This window comes from Roseinatronobacter thiooxidans, assembly GCF_001870675.1.
Lineage (GTDB): Bacteria > Pseudomonadota > Alphaproteobacteria > Rhodobacterales > Rhodobacteraceae > Roseinatronobacter > Roseinatronobacter thiooxidans.
In genome coordinates this window covers 67737-84361 of sequence record NZ_MEHT01000023.1, presented here as the reverse complement: position 1 = coordinate 84361, position 16625 = coordinate 67737, and the positions used below count along the sequence as shown (strand labels likewise).

At 53.9% G+C, this 16625-nt stretch carries 18 protein-coding genes; 1 reads left to right on the top strand and 17 read right to left on the bottom strand.

What is annotated here, in order from left to right; genetic code table 11:
- Positions 1-77: 77 nt before the first annotated feature.
- The 17 genes from istB to BG455_RS11060 form a co-directional block, all read right to left on the bottom strand.
- The gene (istB, locus tag BG455_RS11125; protein WP_245735535.1) at positions 78-854 is read right to left on the bottom strand and encodes an IS21-like element helper ATPase IstB; all 777 of its coding nucleotides are present in this window, start codon (positions 852-854) and stop codon (positions 78-80) included.
- Between the two features lie 35 nt (positions 855-889).
- Positions 890-2398: an IS21 family transposase gene (istA, locus tag BG455_RS11120; protein ID WP_425438741.1), complete on the bottom strand. Its 1509-nt coding sequence runs from the start codon at positions 2396-2398 to the stop codon at positions 890-892.
- Between the two features lie 59 nt (positions 2399-2457).
- Positions 2458-2952, bottom strand: coding sequence for a hypothetical protein (locus tag BG455_RS11115; protein WP_143079926.1), 495 nt, complete (start codon positions 2950-2952; stop codon positions 2458-2460).
- Complete coding sequence (locus BG455_RS11110; protein ID WP_084386300.1) at positions 2949-3875, bottom strand: glycosyltransferase family 2 protein; 927 nt, start codon at positions 3873-3875, stop codon at positions 2949-2951. Before BG455_RS11110 ends, BG455_RS11115 begins: the two co-directional genes overlap by 4 nt.
- On the bottom strand, positions 3869-5113 hold the full coding sequence (locus tag BG455_RS11105) for a hypothetical protein (protein WP_071470074.1): 1245 nt from the start codon (positions 5111-5113) through the stop codon (positions 3869-3871). Before BG455_RS11105 ends, BG455_RS11110 begins: the two co-directional genes overlap by 7 nt.
- A 54-nt stretch (positions 5114-5167) precedes the next feature.
- On the bottom strand, positions 5168-5644 hold the full coding sequence (locus BG455_RS11100; RefSeq protein ID WP_177190880.1) for an EpsG family protein: 477 nt from the start codon (positions 5642-5644) through the stop codon (positions 5168-5170).
- Positions 5608-6696, bottom strand: a complete 1089-nt coding sequence (locus BG455_RS17150; RefSeq protein ID WP_143079925.1) for a glycosyltransferase family protein — start codon at positions 6694-6696, stop codon at positions 5608-5610. Before BG455_RS17150 ends, BG455_RS11100 begins: the two co-directional genes overlap by 37 nt.
- Positions 6683-7543, bottom strand: a complete 861-nt coding sequence (locus tag BG455_RS17145) for a polysaccharide pyruvyl transferase family protein (RefSeq protein WP_111361328.1) — start codon at positions 7541-7543, stop codon at positions 6683-6685. The genes BG455_RS17150 and BG455_RS17145 overlap by 14 nt, the downstream gene beginning before the upstream one ends.
- Position 7544: 1 nt before the next feature.
- The gene (locus tag BG455_RS16915; protein ID WP_170124768.1) at positions 7545-8570 is read right to left on the bottom strand and encodes a glycosyltransferase; all 1026 of its coding nucleotides are present in this window, start codon (positions 8568-8570) and stop codon (positions 7545-7547) included.
- A complete protein-coding gene (locus tag BG455_RS11095) occupies positions 8567-10069 on the bottom strand; it encodes an O-antigen translocase (protein WP_071470072.1) in 1503 nt (500 codons plus the stop codon). The genes BG455_RS16915 and BG455_RS11095 overlap by 4 nt, the downstream gene beginning before the upstream one ends.
- Positions 10066-11166 (bottom strand): DegT/DnrJ/EryC1/StrS family aminotransferase, encoded by a 1101-nt coding sequence (locus tag BG455_RS11090; protein WP_071470071.1) that lies wholly within the window; start codon positions 11164-11166, stop codon positions 10066-10068. Before BG455_RS11090 ends, BG455_RS11095 begins: the two co-directional genes overlap by 4 nt.
- Positions 11163-11588, bottom strand: a complete 426-nt coding sequence (locus BG455_RS11085; RefSeq protein ID WP_071470070.1) for a sugar 3,4-ketoisomerase — start codon at positions 11586-11588, stop codon at positions 11163-11165. The genes BG455_RS11090 and BG455_RS11085 overlap by 4 nt, the downstream gene beginning before the upstream one ends.
- Before the next feature lie 91 nt (positions 11589-11679).
- Positions 11680-12219, bottom strand: a complete 540-nt coding sequence (locus BG455_RS11080) for a GNAT family N-acetyltransferase (protein ID WP_071470069.1) — start codon at positions 12217-12219, stop codon at positions 11680-11682.
- Complete coding sequence (locus BG455_RS11075) at positions 12216-12413, bottom strand: hypothetical protein (RefSeq protein ID WP_071470068.1); 198 nt, start codon at positions 12411-12413, stop codon at positions 12216-12218. Before BG455_RS11075 ends, BG455_RS11080 begins: the two co-directional genes overlap by 4 nt.
- 3 nt (positions 12414-12416) lie before the next feature.
- A complete protein-coding gene (locus tag BG455_RS11070) occupies positions 12417-13439 on the bottom strand; it encodes an SDR family NAD(P)-dependent oxidoreductase (protein WP_071470067.1) in 1023 nt (340 codons plus the stop codon).
- Entirely contained in the window at positions 13436-14785 is a 1350-nt protein-coding gene (locus BG455_RS11065; protein ID WP_071470066.1) for a UDP-glucose dehydrogenase family protein, read from the bottom strand. Before BG455_RS11065 ends, BG455_RS11070 begins: the two co-directional genes overlap by 4 nt.
- 292 nt (positions 14786-15077) lie before the next feature.
- Positions 15078-15458: a MarR family EPS-associated transcriptional regulator gene (locus BG455_RS11060; protein WP_071470065.1), complete on the bottom strand. Its 381-nt coding sequence runs from the start codon at positions 15456-15458 to the stop codon at positions 15078-15080.
- 320 nt (positions 15459-15778) lie between these two features.
- On the opposite strand from BG455_RS11060, the gene nusG reads away from it, so the two are divergent.
- A complete protein-coding gene (gene nusG, locus BG455_RS11055; protein ID WP_071470064.1) occupies positions 15779-16291 on the top strand; it encodes a transcription termination/antitermination protein NusG in 513 nt (170 codons plus the stop codon).
- The last annotated feature ends 334 nt before the right edge of the window (positions 16292-16625 follow it).

The following is a 16625-nucleotide window of genomic DNA, read 5'->3' as shown; positions in this document are numbered from 1 at the left end:
CCACCTTGTCCGGTGCCGACAACCACCTTGGGCGGTTGTAGCGGCCGCCGGGGTTGTGTTTTTCACATTTTTTGAGGTCAGGTTTTTCCTTTATCTTGGTTGTCGTTTTTGGTTGTCGCTGAGGCTTCGTTTTGCATTTTCATGTTGGCCGCAGCGCTTCTTTGGCGAAAGCTTTGCGCATTCATTTCGAGGATGCTGGCATGGTGGACAAGTCGGTCGATAGCCGCGACGGTCATGGCTTTGTCAGGAAAGATTTGATCCCATCCACTGAAGGGCTGATTGGCCGCAATGGCGATGCTGCGATATTCGTATCGCCGGGCAATCAGTTCGAAGAGTACCCCAGTTTCGGCCTGATCCTTGTGGGCATAGGTGATGTCATCAAGGATGATCAGGTCAAATTTGTCGAGCTTGGCCAAAGCAGCTTCGAGTACCAGATCTCGACGTGCGGCTTGCAGTCTTTGGACGAGATCGCTGGTCCGAGTATAGAAGACCCTATGGCCTGCTTCGATCAGGGCATGACCGATGGCACAGAGAATGTGGGTCTTGCCTGTGCCGGAGTTGCCAATGGCGATCAGGTTTGCGCCGCCGTCCAACCAGTCTCCGGCAGCCAGGGCTTCGACCCGGGCGCGCGGTAAGGTAGGCAGAGCCTTGAAATCGAAGGTTGCCAAAGTCTTTCCTGCTGGGAGCTGGGATTCAGTCAGATGGCGGCGCATGCGGCGCATGTCCCGCTCGGCGAGTTCGTATTCGGCCAGTACGGCGAGGAAGCGCGCAGCCGGCCAGCCTTCGGTATCGGCTCGTGTGGCGATTTCCTGCCAGAGCTTGTGGAAGCTGGGTAAGCGCAGGGCGTTCAGCATGCTGGGCAGAGTGTGGATATCGATCTCCCGGGAGGTCATGCGCATGCCTCCAGCAGGGTGTCGAAGCTGTCCAGCGACGGATGAGAAACAGCAATATCCTTTGGCAGGGCCGTCTGTTTAGGGGTGATCTGGGCCGCGAGGGTCTTTGGGTCCGGTATCAAACCAGAGCCAAGATCGTCGGCAAGAAGATGTGCCAATTCCGCTTCGCAGGCTTGATCGTGGGCAATAAAGAGCAGAGTGACCATGCGGCGGCAGGCGTCCCGTCGCGGCAGGCTGTGCTGCAGCACTTCCCAAGCTTGCGCATATTCGGTGCGGGGGAATAGGCTATCTCGGTAGATTGAGCTCCAAAGGGCCTGTGGTTTGCGCTTCAAGGCATGGATAACGTGGTGGTAATTGATGACATGGACACGATGGCCATCGTTGCGGCCTCGGCCACGGGGATGCGTTGTGACAAGGGTGCCGCCCAAGAATGCATCAAGGTGGTCATCATACAGATGGATGCGCAAACGCTGTCCGATGAGCTGTGAAGGCGCACTGTAAAAGATGCTTTTGACCCTGAAGCCACCCATTCTTGTGACGGGCACGATAACTTCCGTGTAGTCTGTGGTGCGACGCGGCGGCAAAGGTTTAAGATACAGCTGTTCTACCTCAACCGCTTGCGTGCGCTGTCGGTTGCGCCGCGCCACCAGCATATCAATGAAGCGACGATACTCGACCACAGATGCAAAATCACGGCTACCGCGCAGGATCAGTGCCTGTGCGATGGCCTTCTTCAAGTGACGGTTCTGCGATTCCACGGCTCCATTCTCATGGGCTTCACCACGATTGTTGCGACTGGCATCCATGCCGTAATGACCCACGAAAGCTTCATAGCGCTTGGTAATATCCTCACACTCGTCACGCGTCAGATTACGAAATGCGGCTGAAAGACTATCCGTGCGATGATTTTGTGGAACACCCCCCAACGACCACAACGCGTGCTGGAGGTTCTCGGCCAAGGCCGTAAAGCTCTCCCCGCCCATGACAACACCAACATGTTCCCAGCGGCTATAGACCATAGCGAAATGATAAAGCAGGTGCGGGAATGGTACGCCTGCAATGGTCACTTCCAGCTCAGCTGCATGGGTGAAGTCGGACTGTGCCATATAGCCTGGCTCAGGTGTTTGGCGGAAAATGATGTCGCGCTCCGGGCCTTTGAGCGCCCGCCACTGCCGAACCCTTCGCTCAAGGGTTCGGCGAATGCGGTCATCTGGAAAAGCCAAAGGGTGTAGACCCTGAAGGTGGCGCAACAACGTCACGGCCTGCAGCGCATTGTCGTTCTCCAGAACAGGAAGAATGTCATTCTCCCAATACCCTTCAAGAGGATCGGCTACTGTTCGCCCGTGAACAATCTTGCGCTGTGAAGGGGGCGTTGGATCTGCATCAAATCGCCGAGCGGTTCTTTCGCTGAACCCGGCACGGGCAGCTGATGTACATTGGCTGTGATGTTTGAGGTCGGTCATGTATAATCTCAATTGCTGGTCGGTGATGGATTGATAGGCCAACCGGGGTCCTCCGTTGGAACGCAGAGGCTTCCGGCTTATCAACCCGCAGCGACCAGCACCTAACCCAAAATCACCTTGGCCGGTGGCGCTGACCTCCAGGCGGGCAAGCCCGCCCTCCGATCAGCGCCACCGGCCAAGGTGGTTGTCGCTACCGGCCAAAGTGGTTGTCGCTCAACAGCCGCACGCACGGCGCGGTGCGGGCTTTGGTCATACCTGTGGAAGACCGCATCATCATAATCCACAACATAGGGCACATCACGCGGCAGCATGGCGCGCTCCAAGGCCCACGGCATCCATGGCAGAGCCTCTTTCTCGATCCATATCAGCTGGGTGTCACCCGCCTTTCGCATATGTTTGATCCGCTGCGTAAAATATCCCAGCGTGCGCCCAAGATTTCTGCGGCCAGAATAAAGGTCGGTCAGGTATGCATCATCGAAAAACGGCGCAACCTCGATCTGGAGTCCGGCCCGTTCGAGGGCGGGAAGATACTGAAGCGCACGCAACCGCGTGGATGCACCCAGTCGGGAATAACGGGTGAGAGCAAGGATTTTCACTGTTTACGTCCCCCATCTGTCACGACCCACCCCCACAACATCCGGTACCCTCGGAACAAATCCCCGACCTCGCGCCAGCGGCCCGTTCCCGCAAGCAATGCGAAACGAGACAAAGGTTCGATCAGAAGCGTTGAACAGGTCACGCACAGAGCCGCAAACGGGGAGAAATGCTTGAACGCATACTGTATGCGACTGCGCAGCGAATAGAACAGGCGGTGTGCCTTGACCTGTTCCGACACGCCCCCGCCTTTGTGGAATGCCTGTGCATTCGCCAGATAAGTGGTGCTGAAACCTGCCTGCGCTGCGCGAACCGAGAGGTCAAGATCTTCCAAATATACGAAGAATCGTTCGTCAAACCCGTAAAGCAGATCGAACACTTCGCGCCGCATTAAGAAGAACGCTCCCATCACATGATCAACCTTCCGCGTTTCGGCATGATCCCAAGCTGACATGTGAACATCCCACTGCTTGAAGAACGCTGTAAGTCCCAGCGATTTTGCGACAAGCCGGCCGGGTGTCGGGGCAAAAGCGCATGTGCGCTGAACCTGTCCGTCCTCGCCCACCAATTGCACGCCGACGATGCCCACCTTTGCGTTTTCGGGTGCCAGCATATGCGCCAGCGCCGCCTCTAGGGACTCAGGCAACAACCGCGCGTCTGGATTGAGGAACAAGATAAACGGACTGTCGCCCCGTGCCGCGCCAAGGTTGCAGGCACGCCCGAAGCCAAGGTTCTGGCCTGCCTTCACAAGGTCAACATCGGCAGCCGCTTCGAGGAAATCCGCAGAACCATCCGTTGACCCGTTGTCCACAACAGTGCACCTGCCAACAAGCGCCGCACGATACGCACGGATTGAGGCTATGCACTGAAAAAGTTGGCTTCCAGAGTTCCAATTAACAATAACGATATCGACCGACGCTAACATTGACCTTGCTTTCTTTCCCTGAAATAGGCTTTAAAGAAATATACTACCGGAAGTATATACATCCACTGAAAAACAACACCCTCAATATAAGGATTAGTTGTGGCTGCAATCAGCGCAGAAATTAGTCCCCCTGCCAAAAATCGTTCATACTTGCTTAAACCTGATTTAAGATGAGTCATAAAAATATAGAAAACCGTCATCACAAAAGGAATTGCGTACAAGATAGATCCAATTAAGCCAACTCTAAATAGAGTTGCAAGGGGAACAACCTCATAGCGCCACGGAAACTGACTGACAACAATTTCAACGCCAATTCCATGCCCCGCTCCAAGTAACGCTCCATTCAAAAAACCGTCCCACAAGAGCGGAACATAATCCGCTCGGACATCACCCCCAGAATACTCTAATTTAAAAATCAATCGATTTATTGAAATTGCAATATCAATGTCAAAAAAATGAAATAAAATCCATCCTACAATATAAAATATTAACAAAATTGCCATCAAAGATATTGCACCACGGACCAGAAAATCACGAAGCCGCCGACTAGAAAAAAGGATACCCATAAAAATACCAATTACAACCACTAAAATTAGAGCACTTCTCCCTGAAGTAAATGCTGAAATGAGAAGCGTAAATAGGAAAAGATAACGAAGAAAAAATCTTGAAATAATATAAGTTGATGAAAAAAAACCGCCAGAAATGAAAATGAGCGATCCAAAAACATGCATTGATACTCCAAAGTACCCGTCACTATAGTGTACATTTGGCTCCACAGACATTGCCTCTATCACAGGCAGAAAGGTCTGATTCATGAATGCCCACACAAAAAAAGCCTGCGATGCCACAGCGAAAACACCCAATATTAAAAGGCCATTAACTATGGACTCTAGGCCAAATCTATCAAGACCTTTACTAATCACAACAATCCAAAGAAGTGGTGATATGACATATACAAGAATAATTTGTGGTATCGCTTCGGCGGGCGCACCATTTATCACTCCAACCAACAAATAAAAAACTGTGACGAAACAACCTGCAAAGTAATATAGAAGTAAGGAACCATTACAAATAACGCGCCCGCGGATCATATATATCAAAAACAAAACAACAAGCACAGTCGCCATAAGAACTTTCAAAGTATTTGGAACGACGACTGTCAACGCCCCTAAGGCTAACCATGCAAAAACTTCGGCGATAAATTTGCAATTCCTAGAAAACGAATATTGTTTATACATCAATAAATCCGCTCTTGATGTTGGTTATTAATAAATAACACATTACATTCGCTCTCATAAAAAACCATCTGATCGAAACCACAGGAAAGAGCGGGCCACCGCAGCACGGATTTGGGTGTATTCGTGCAATGGGTACCAACAGCATAGGTAAAACAAGATGGTCAGGAAGGGACGACGGTAGGCAGAGAAAATGGCGAATTTGATAAGCAGGGACGCGGATGCAAGGACGGCCAGCAGGAATTCAACCTCGGCATTCAGGACCAGTTTAAAGAAGGATGCGACCAGTACGAAGCCCGGTTCGAAACGCGAAAAATCCTGTTCACCAAAGACGCGTATGTTTTCGTAGAAAGAAACATAACTAAAAAAATCTCGACCGCTTCCAAAAAATTGATATCCCGCAGCTATTCCTGCAAGAACAGCTACTACCCAACTCACCTTAGTTCTAAAACTAAACCAGTGCCGGCCATGCTGAAGTGATTCTGCATATACTAGCATTATCGTTTCTCCAACGATTTCGATATTGCCGTGCAAAGATCCTCCCAAAGGATGGGCCATAGCACTGAAACCAAAGGTTCGGTCCGAAGCATCTCTCGACCAACTCTAATTTTTTTAATATTCTCTTCTGAACAAAGAAACTCAGCCCATTGGCTCATACATACAAAGTGAGCTGCAGGTTCAGAGAAATGATTTCTTAGTTCAATCAACCTTGTACTTAGAAATGGAATTCCTCCTGCAATATAACTTGATGCCTTGGTTGGAAAACAAAGATTGTAATACAATCTCTCATCATCATAAGGAATTAACCCAAGGTCACACGTTTCTATAAATTTGGCTGCTTCCGCTTCTGAAAGCGATCCAAGATATGAAATCCTTTCTTGCTCCCCAAACCTATCAATGATCCAATCTCCATTCTCACCAAGTAGAAAAAGCTTATGCGGAGTCGCACTGATCACAGAGATCATTTTCTCTATTTGCCTTCCCTCATTAAGGGTGCCCGCATATACTAGATTAAGACAATTTTCCTCTCTATAGGTATCAACAGATGGCGGAATTGCGACGGGCCAGGCGCCATTGACAAGATGAAACGCGTGGCCATCATTGATATCGTAAAGGTTACATGCGTATTTCTTCATCTCAACCGAAGCGAAAATAAACCTCAACTCTTTTATTGAAAACAATAAGCGATCAAAATTATGTAGATTATTTTTTCCTAACTCCAAATCAATAGCTTGCTCATATGGAAGATCATTTACTTCAAGAAATACCTGATTTCGTGTTGCGGTATGCCGCAATAGAGCACATACAAACTTCCTGACTGGATATAACGCAAGCACACGTGCTCCGAACAACGAATATAATACTCCGTAGTGCAGGAAAATGATTTCACCCTTCCAACAAAGTAAGCGAAAGAGCACATGAAGCAGATTAAGAAATCGATATGGGATTGGACGTTTAGCGAGAATAGTCTGGTCAACACCGTCTTTCCTGATCAGCGTTGCAATTGCCGCATTGCGAACACTTCCCCCCTCCGTCGACTGGACAGGAAGAATGACAACGTGTTTTGAGGGTTTAAATTGCGTCATTGATAAATTTCCGTGGAAAAGAATCAAGAAGATCTTCAGCACTTTCTAAAAACCGAGATATCTGACAAACTCGGTCAGCAAGCATAGCAAGATGCTCTATATCTTGACGCTCCTTGATACAGTAAACCTGCTTTTCAGGAAAATCTGTTGTAGAGAAATAGTCATTGAACTTCCAGTCCCCACCAACAATCTTATTACTAATTCTAATCCACAGATTTGGAATCTGGTAGGTATCCGCCAAAATTAAACCATGAAGCGATGAAGAGAAAACGAACTGGCATGAAAGCAAATCGCTAATGAACAATTCCGGCTCCCTGCGAACATCAATTAAATGTAATTCTGAGCCTGTACCTACAAGCATTTCACTCATGACTTTATAATCTACATAATGCGGAACTATGCCTATACGACCACTCACAACTTTCACTTTTGGATAAAAATAGCGTGGCATCAACAATGCTGGATCACCAAGCGGCAAATCCTGCGTGAGGATTTTATTTTTTGCAAGAAGGTCTCGTGTTGCCTTGCCGCGCACAGCATATACGCGTCTCGGGTTAATGGTCAAATTAGATATATTTGGAGAGATGAATCCGGACCCCCAAACATAGTCTTTCGCAGTAGCCGCACCTAGAATGCTCCCTAAACCAAGTAACCGTGGGAAAATAGAGGTATGTGCACGGTGGACATTCCTGGCAGAAATTTCACGGACGAGGTACGGACTCAGCAAATCCCCAATATTCATAACCTCATTAAAGTAAAGCAAAGGGATAGATCGAGGATTCGAACTTTTTAAAAATGCATCCTTTGCGAGATTTATTATTTTTTTTGTAGTAATTTTCTTGTGCATTTTAGACCCCACTTTGCCTTTTTTTGGCAACCATATAAGCTAAAGCTTTCTTAAGAAGGTTAAAAAGAGGCCCTATGCCGACAAGTTTTTTTTGTTTGATAATTTCAATTATATCATGTCTGCTCACTTCGCCCTTCATAATCTTTTGGTCAAACATACGAATTAATTTAGTTTTTTCAATCCAGTCATTCACGCTCGAAGCCTCACAGTCGGCTAGCAGTTGTCGAGACTTTGCAGAGCATAGATCTTTACGATATTGCGCAAATATTCCTTCAAGCCGCATGTTTCTAAGTGATGCGATGCCAGAAAGGTTATTTGAGTGAACTCTATATTTCACCAGCTTCCTTGAGATTATTAGACCGTCTCCTGACAATAACCCCCTTAAAATTGATGGAGTGTCTTCAGTAGGGCAACTAGAAGAAAGATATCCAAATTTACATTGATTATCTCTAAGGTATCCTCGCGTAGCCCCATTTAGCCCAGGCGGCGCTGATTTTAGATAACTCTCTAAAGTCACTATTCCAGGTGCATTATGAGGTTCTGATTTAATCAACTCACCTTTCGCGTCGATTCGCCATGCGCCAGTATCAATGAACGAGAAATTCTTATTCAATTTCCAGAAACCAACAAGCGTGCTGACTCTATCCGGGAGAGATATATCGTCCCCTGCTGCTACAACAAAGTATTTACCTCGAGATTCATTTATTATTTTACTGAAGTGAGTTGAAATACCCAGATTTAAGTGGTTTCTTCGTAGTAGAACGATGCTTGGCCCTGAGTACCCTGCTGCGACTTCGCGCATGATCTCAAACGTCCGATCACTCGAACAATCATCCGACAGAATGATCTCCAGCGGCTCATAGGTCTGCGCCAGTGCCCCCTCTACTGCCTCGCGGATATATTTCTCCTGATTATAGGCAAAGAGAGCAAATGTGACCAATGGGCGCTCTGGTGTTCCCGCTGGCAGATCGAGGTTCCCGTAAACCTCAACAAGCGCGTCGTCATGCGTCGTCTGATTATCACTCACCGCAATCTCTCCAATAGTGTCCGGGTGCGTGCCCCGGCGTTTGCAAGTTTCTGAAACCGTCCTGTCGCCCCTGCCGCATCTGCAAGGCGCAGCAGGGACCAAATGCCCAGCCCGAGTCCGCAGGCCAGCCCCGCGACAAGCCCCGCCCCGTCGGAAACCCGCGCCGCCAGCGCGACTGCCACCGCCGCAGCCATGGTCACGCCCGCCAGCCAGACCACTGCGCGTGACCAGCGGAACCCGATCCTGCGTCCGCCCAGCCACCAGACCAGCGGCAGATAGGCCACATAGAGCGCCAGAAACGCGACGCCGGTGGCTGTGACCCCCAAGAGCGGCAGTCCGATGGCAACGCCCAGCACGAAGACCCCGATCCCCACAGTCTCGGTCACGATAAAGGTGCGCCCCGCCCCCAGCGCCAGCAACACAAAGCCCAGCGGCCAGCTGATCACCTTCAGGATATCGCCCAGCAACTGCCAGCGCAGGATTTCCACTGCCGGGCCGAATTCGGCGCTGTAGAGCAGCCGGATCACCCAAGGTGCGCAGCCCAGCATCATGACAAGGACGGGTCCGCAGAGCAGCAATCCAACCTCGGTCTGTTGATTGACCAGATGCACGGCCGCTGCGCGGTCGGTGATGATTGCCGAGAGGCGCGGAAAGTAATCCGTGCCCATCGCGCCAAGGATGAAGGTCAGATATGTCATCCCGATTGACCAGGCGGCTTGAAACTGGCCCAGTGCCTCGGGGCCCAGTTCGCGCTGGACAAGCACCCGGATGGTCAAATGCCCGCTTGTCGAGACAAGCGCGCTGACCATAAGCGCCACGCCCAGCCACGCCATTTCCTGCCATGCCGTGACCAGCGCGCGGGGCCGGTGCCCGTGCCCTTGGCGGCGCAGGCGGCGCACATAGACAAGACCCAGCGCAAAGGTTGTGACGGGCGTGATCAGGACAAGTGCCAGCAGCCCGCCCTCGCCCCAGACCCAGAGTGCCGCGACACCGCCCGCCGCCCCCACCAGACCACTGATCGCAGTGATACGCGCGATGCTGCCGATCTGGCGCAGGCCCGTCAGCACAGCAGTTTGCGCACCCGCGAAAACCATAAGCCCGACGCCACAGGCCAGCCACACCACTTGGGATGCAAGCGACGGATCGGCCAGCAAGCGCGCGGCGATCATGTCTGCGGCAAGCCAGAACACAAGCCCCCCGACCACCCCTTGCACCAGCGCGCCCCAGAACAGCGCGCGGCGCGCCAGATCAACTGCAGCGTCGCCTTCGCTGGTTGCGGCTGCGATACACCGCGTGCCCGCGCTGTTCATGCCAAGCCCCGCGATCGTCGCGCCGCTCTGGATCAGGTTCTGATACAGCCCGATCAACCCCACACCTGCCGGCCCCAGCAGAACCGCCGCGACCTTCATCTTGACCAGTCCGGCCAGAATGTTCACCACCGAGGCACTGCCCACGATGGACGAGGCCCGCAGGATCGTGCGGTAGGATGCCTGGCTCAAAAGGTGGCTTCCAGCACTGCTGCGCTCACCGCCTGCGCATCTTCGGTGGAAAGATGCGGCCCTATCGGCAGGCTAAGGATTTGCTGCGCAAGATCGCGCGCGATGGGGAAATCCGCAGGCGCGAACCCAAGGCTGGTATAGGCCGCCTGCATATGGGGCGGGATGGGGTAGTGGATCAGCGTGCCAATGCCTGCGCGGCCCAGTCGTGCTTGCAGGTCATCCCTGTTCAATGCGCCCACAACATACAGATGCCAGACAGGATCGGCCCAAGCGGGCACATGCGGCAAGACCAGCCCGCTGGCCTGAAGCGCATCGCAATAGGCGCTGGCAATCGCGCGTCGCCGGTCTGTCCAGTCATCTAGGTGGCGCAGCTTCACCCGCAGCACCGCCGCCTGCACTGGGTCCAGACGTGAATTCACCCCTTGCACGTCGTTCACATATTTCTCGCGGCTGCCGTAATTGCGCAGCAACCGGACCCGGTCGGCCAGATCGGTGCGGTTCGTCGTGATCGCCCCGCCATCACCAAGCGCGCCCAGATTCTTGCCGGGGTAGAAGCTCCAGCACACCACATCCGCATGCGCACCAATCCGCTGCCCCTTGTAGCGCGCGCCATGAGCTTGCGCCGCGTCTTCGATCACTGCCAACCCGTGCTGACGCGCAACTGCAAGGATCGGGTCCAGATCGGCAGGTTGCCCATATAGGTGGACAGGCAGCACAGCACGCGTGGCGGGCGTGATCGCCGCCCCGATCCGCGCAGGATCGATATTGTGGGTGGCCGGATCGGGTTCGACAGGCACGGGCCGCGCCCCAACCGCACTGACCGCCAGCCAAGTGGCGATATAGGTGTTTGATGGGACGATCACCTCATCCCCTGCGCCAATATCCAGCGCGCGCAACGCAAGGACCAGCGCATCAAGCCCATTGGCAAGGCCCACAGCATGATCCGCCCCGCAATAGGCGGCCCATTCAGCCTCGAATGCATCGACTTCGGGGCCAAGGATGTACCACCCTGAATCGAGCACCCGTTGCATGGCCGCGTCGATCTCTGGCTTGAGTTCACGATAGGCGGCGCCAAGATCGAGGAAGGGGATATTCATGCTTGGTGACTTTCAACTTCTGCGCGGAAATCGTCGTAATTCCTGAAATAGTCCGCCTCGTCATACCGATGCGACGCCAACACCATGCAGACCGCGCCCTGACTGAAAGCATCCATCTCGCGCCAGATCATCTTGCTGATGTATAAGCCCTTGCGCGGATCGCGCAGCCAGTAGTCGGACTTCGTGGTTCCGTCGTCGATTCTCATGCGAAAACTGCCTGACAGGGCGAAGACCACCTGTTCAAGCTCCCTATGCGCATGGCCGCCACGTTCCGAGTCCACGGGGACGTTATACAGGTAATAGACCCGTCGAATCTCGAAGGGGATATGATTTCCGCCTTCAACAAAAGTCAGATCACCACGCGGATCATGGATCTGAGGCAAGCTGACTTCACGAACAAAACCTTTTGCGCTTTTGTTCATAGACTCCCCTCCGATAAGTGATGAACCAAATATGATTTCCCAGTATCGATCCGGACACTTTCAGGAATGGTGCAAGTTGCAGACCAGTCGTTCATCTTTCACTCTCTCCTTTCAGGACCGCCAGAAAACCCGCGCGATCGGCATCGAAGCGACTGCGTGCATAGGTGAAATAGATGTCCTGCTCATCGCGCTCCGTTTCGACCATGCCCAAGCGGCGGTAAAACGCCTCAGCATGGGTGTTTGCGATACGGACATCTACACAGGCTTGTGACAACCCAAGGCCCTCGAACCCGAAGGAAAAAGACAAGATTGCACTTTCAAGCGCCGCCTTGGCAGGTTTGTTTTCATCAAGAATCCAGCTTCCCCAAGTGAAGCTGTCGCCCGAGATATCATACAACCGGACTGTACCGCAGCGCGTCGCGTCGTGGCGCTCAATCACAAAGTAATATTCCTGCCCAACGTCCTCGCGCGCCTTATAGGCCCTGATCCATGCCACCTGATCTTCGACACTGCCAGTCACCGACGAGAGATGGGTGTTATAAGTCGGGTCCAACCGCAACGTATGCACATAGGAAGCGTCCGTTTCTTCGATCAGCCGCAGGCGCAGGTTTGGGCCGCAAACAGGGGTCATGGCAGCATTTCCTTGTGCCGCAGCGCCGGAAGACACTGCCCGTATCCCGTCATCGCCATCGGCGTACCGCGCGCGTTGAGCGCCTTGGCAGTTCGCCAGCCCAGTGGGGTACAGATATTTCCCACGCGCCGCGCCTGCATCCCCTGCGGGGTGATCGGCACAGTATTCGGCAATTCCGTTCCCTCAATCTGCATCGCTCACTCCGTCCGGTGTCCGGTTTGCGCTGAATATTCACTGTGGAACCAGTCGATAAAGGCTGCGACACCTGCGTGAATGCCAGTCTGCGGTGTGTATCCGGTCAGACGTTTCAGCAAGTCCCCATTGGCCCATGTCGCGGGCACATCGCCCGATTGCATGTCCATATAGTTGCGGATGGCCGCTCGCCCTGTTGCGGCCTCGATGGCGTCGATGAAATCCTCCAACCAGACCTTGGTTGAATTGCCGATATTGACAACGCGGTACGGTGCAACAGGTGACAGGCTGTCGCCTTCGACCGGCACGCCCTGCCCCGGTACAGCATCGATCAGCAGCCGTATCCCGCGCACAAGATCTTCCACATAGGTGAAATCCCGCCATAACTGGCCGTGGTTATAGACGTCGATCGGTTCGCCCGCGAGTATTGCCTTGGTGAATTTGAACAACGCCATGTCAGGACGCCCCCAAGGGCCGTAGACCGTAAAGAACCGGAACACGGTGATCGGCATGCCGTGAATATGCGCCCATGCATGGGCCATCGCCTCATTCGCCTTTTTCGTCGCCGCATAGAACGACATCTGTAAATCTGCCTTATGGGCTTCGGCATAGGGCATTTCGGTATTGGCCCCATAGACCGAACTGGTCGAGGCCATGAGCAGATGCGCGGGCCGCACCGCGCGGGCTGCCTCCATCAGGTTGAAGGTGCCAATAAGATTGGTGTCGACATAAGCGCGGGGGTTCTCGATGGAATAGCGCACCCCAGCTTGGGCTGCGAGATGGATGATCACATCGGGGCGCGCCTGCGCTACTGCATGCGAAAGCGCAGCGTCATCTTCCAGCATCGCCTCTGTCGCGCTGAATTTTTCGTGCTGGCGCAACAGCATGTGGCGCTTTTCCTTCAGCGCGACGTCGTAATAATCGGTCATGCCATCAAAGCCTGCCACCTCCCAGCCTTCTTGCAACAGCAATTCAGCCAGATGAAAGCCGATGAACCCGGCCGTCCCCGTGATGAAAGCGCGCCTCATTTTACGGCAGCTTTCACTTGGTCCTGCCAAGGCCCGCTTTGCCTGCGCCCGACACCATCATAGCCGGTGAATCCGGCTGCAAGCACGTCGTCGCAACTGTAGATGTTGCGCAGGTCTGCCATGACAGGCGTGGTCATCGCCTTGGCCAACCGATTCAGGTCCAGCGCGCGAAACTGGTTCCATTCCGTCAGGATCAGCAGGCACTCCGCGCCTTCGGCGGCGACATAGGGGTCGGTTTGCCAGTCCACGCCGGGCAGCAGCGCCTCGCCTTCCTTGCGGCCATGCGGATCGACCACGCGAACTTTTGCCCCGCCGCCGACCAGCGCGGGCACCACGGCCAGCGAAGGGGCGTCGCGCATGTCGTCGGTTTCTGGCTTGAAGGTCACGCCCAAGACCGTCACGGTCTTGCCATTGACCGACCCGCCACACAGGTCCATCACCTTGTCGAGCATGCGCCGCTTGGTAAGATCATTGACGGTGATCACCGTCTCGACGATCCGCTGGGGCACGCCATGTTCTTGCCCGATCCGCGCCAGCGCAGTGGTGTCTTTGGGAAAGCACGACCCGCCATAACCCGGCCCGGCATGCAGGAACTTGTTGCCGATGCGCCCGTCCAGCCCCATGCCTTTGGCCACGGATTTCACATCCGCCCCCACCCGTTCGCAGAGTGCGGCAATCTCGTTGATGAAGGTGATCTTGGTCGCCAGAAACGCATTGGCCGCGTATTTGATCATCTCGGCGGATTCGAGATCCGTAAAGACGATCGGAAAATCGCGCAGGAAAAGCGGGCGGTAGATGTCGCCCATCACCTCTTTCGCGCGGTCGCTTTCAACACCGACCACCACACGGTCAGGCTTCATGAAATCGTCAATCGCGGCCCCTTCGCGCAGGAATTCGGGGTTCGAGGCCACGTCGAATTCTGCCTCTGGCCGGGTCTTGCGAAGCACCTCGGCGACTTTGCGGTTGGTACCAACCGGCACTGTCGACTTGGTGACCACGACCGCATAGCGCGTCAGCGCACGGGCGATGTCTTCGGCGGCCGCCATGACATAAGTCAGGTCGGCATGCCCGTCACCACGCCGCGTGGGTGTGCCAACCGCAATGAACACGGCATCCGCCCCATCCACCGCCGCTGCAATATCTGTGCTGAAGGTCAGCCGCCCCGCAGCAACATTGCGTGCAAGGACGACATCAAGGCCCGGCTCGTAAATGGGCACCTCGCCACGCTCTAGCATGGCGATCTTCTCGGGCATCTTGTCAACGCAAATCACATTGTGCCCGAAATCCGAGAAACACACTCCGGAGACAAGACCCACATAGCCGGTCCCGATCATTGCAATTTTCATTATTCAGTAACCTTTGCGTTCATTTTACCGCATGCGCATCACGCACGGCTGCCTTACAAACCACTCTTGCCCCGAAACGCTCCGAAGACTCCAAGGCGAAGTTTACGACTTCTTCACAAATCCCATCGTCACACCACAATCGTAGCGCCGGGATTTCAGTATCTGCCTGCGCAGAGGGCGTTACATCGGCAAATCGTTACGCAATACATCATCGGCCAACACGCGCGGTTCCAGATGGACGACAAGACAGATGACCCTGCAGATGGGCTGTCTTGTCACGGCACATGTTGAGTTAGTTTCCTGCTTTCAACGTGGCGCGGATATCGGCCAGGTCCTGCTCGGACAAATCGGCCCGGACCTCTTCGATCTCGGCCTTCAGCGCGTCATACTCTGCCAGCTTGCGGATCATGAAGCGCCGCGTCAGATCGGCTTTCGCTGCAATACCTTTCGGGGTAAGCACATAGGCATATCGCCGCTTATCCTCGGCGGCAGTGAAGTTGCCAAGCTTCAGCATCCCCTTCTCGACAAGCGCATTCAGCACATAGTGAATGCCCCCGGTGCTGATTCCAACGGCCTGTGCCAGCGCGCGCTGGCTCATTTCAGGGTTGTCCTGAAGCAGGCGCAGGACGCGGAACTTCACATCCTCGCGCAGCTTGTCGCGCTGTGTGGTCATGGCTGGACTGCGTTCTCGCAGGCTACCGCACAAGGACTGCCGAGGGGGCACCTTGGGGTCGCAAGTTTCATTTTTTCCAAAACGCTCGACATGATCGCTCTGATTTGAGCGGTACAGTCTTCGCAATTGTCCAGCAAGGCAGAAATCGTCCATTCTCTCAAACAGCTTTGAAAATTTAGGGTGTGCGCGACTTTTCACCTGTTCAATCTGTGAACACTTCAGACGCGGCGACATCGCCCCATGACTGTGCCACACCAAGCTTGCATCTTGTCGTCGCTCGAATTTGAGCGCATGATAAGATTGCAGAAAGTTGAGGCACGATGCACGACCATGACCCCGTCACCACCTGGTTTCTGGCCCAGTTCAAACCGAACAGCCATCATATTGCCCAGCGCAATCTGAACCGGCAGGGGTTTCGGACTTTCCTGCCATTGCAGGAAGAAGACAAACGCGCCCGAGGCAAATTCATAACCCAGATACGCCCGCTTTTTCCGGGATATATGTTTGTTGCGCTGGACATTCAGCGCGGGGGCTGGCGTGTCGTCAACTCTACCTCTGGGGTCACGCGGCTGGTCAGCCTTGGCAAAGAGCCGACACCTGTACCGCGCGATCTGGTCGCCCAGTTGATGCTGCGCTGTGACGAAGACGGCAAGCTTCTGCCGCCCGAACTATTACAGCCCGGCGATGACGTCATGCTGACCAAGGGGCCATTTGCGGATTTCGTGGCGAGGGTCGAGGGCATCGCGCCCGATCGCCGCGTCTATGTTTTGTTGGAATTGATGGGTATGCAGACGCGCGTTGCAGTGGGTGCGGACCAGTTGCGCACGGTCTGATGCCGCGGCACTGTTGCTCCTTGGGGATGCGTGGCACGACACTATCGGTCGCGCATAAACTTCTGTACCCAGTTACATTCCGCCGACAGTCTGTCGTGTTCCGCATCTAAAGATTGGGGCGGCCAATCGATGACGAAGGTCGGCAAGACGGGATTTTGCAGACGCTGACTTTTTGGCACAAAGCCGCAAAGCGCAAGGCCGCGATGCGGCGATGCGCGCTTTGGGCTAGAGTGCTTTATGCTGGCCAACTACGCGAAAGATCAAGGCTTTGCGCATAGCCAAGCCAAATCGCCGTGCAGTGGGTGCGGCCCTTGATTGCGCGCAGGGTATGTCT

Excerpts from the sequence above, each read along its gene's own strand:
- istB (WP_245735535.1), bottom strand. The coding sequence starts at position 854 with ATGCTGAACGCCCTGCGCTTACCCAGCTTCCACAAGCTCTGGCAGGAA.
- BG455_RS11110 (WP_084386300.1), bottom strand. The coding sequence starts at position 3,875 with ATGTTAGCGTCGGTCGATATCGTTATTGTTAATTGGAACTCTGGAAGC.
- BG455_RS11105 (WP_071470074.1), bottom strand. The coding sequence starts at position 5,113 with ATGTATAAACAATATTCGTTTTCTAGGAATTGCAAATTTATCGCCGAA.
- BG455_RS17150 (WP_143079925.1), bottom strand. The coding sequence starts at position 6,696 with ATGACGCAATTTAAACCCTCAAAACACGTTGTCATTCTTCCTGTCCAG.
- BG455_RS17145 (WP_111361328.1), bottom strand. The coding sequence starts at position 7,543 with ATGCACAAGAAAATTACTACAAAAAAAATAATAAATCTCGCAAAGGAT.
- BG455_RS11090 (WP_071470071.1), bottom strand. The coding sequence starts at position 11,166 with ATGAATATCCCCTTCCTCGATCTTGGCGCCGCCTATCGTGAACTCAAG.
- BG455_RS11085 (WP_071470070.1), bottom strand. The coding sequence starts at position 11,588 with ATGAACAAAAGCGCAAAAGGTTTTGTTCGTGAAGTCAGCTTGCCTCAG.
- BG455_RS11080 (WP_071470069.1), bottom strand. The coding sequence starts at position 12,219 with ATGACCCCTGTTTGCGGCCCAAACCTGCGCCTGCGGCTGATCGAAGAA.
- BG455_RS11075 (WP_071470068.1), bottom strand. The coding sequence starts at position 12,413 with ATGCAGATTGAGGGAACGGAATTGCCGAATACTGTGCCGATCACCCCG.
- BG455_RS11070 (WP_071470067.1), bottom strand. The coding sequence starts at position 13,439 with ATGAGGCGCGCTTTCATCACGGGGACGGCCGGGTTCATCGGCTTTCAT.
- BG455_RS11065 (WP_071470066.1), bottom strand. The coding sequence starts at position 14,785 with ATGAAAATTGCAATGATCGGGACCGGCTATGTGGGTCTTGTCTCCGGA.
- BG455_RS11060 (WP_071470065.1), bottom strand. The coding sequence starts at position 15,458 with ATGACCACACAGCGCGACAAGCTGCGCGAGGATGTGAAGTTCCGCGTC.
- nusG (WP_071470064.1), top strand. The coding sequence starts at position 15,779 with ATGCACGACCATGACCCCGTCACCACCTGGTTTCTGGCCCAGTTCAAA.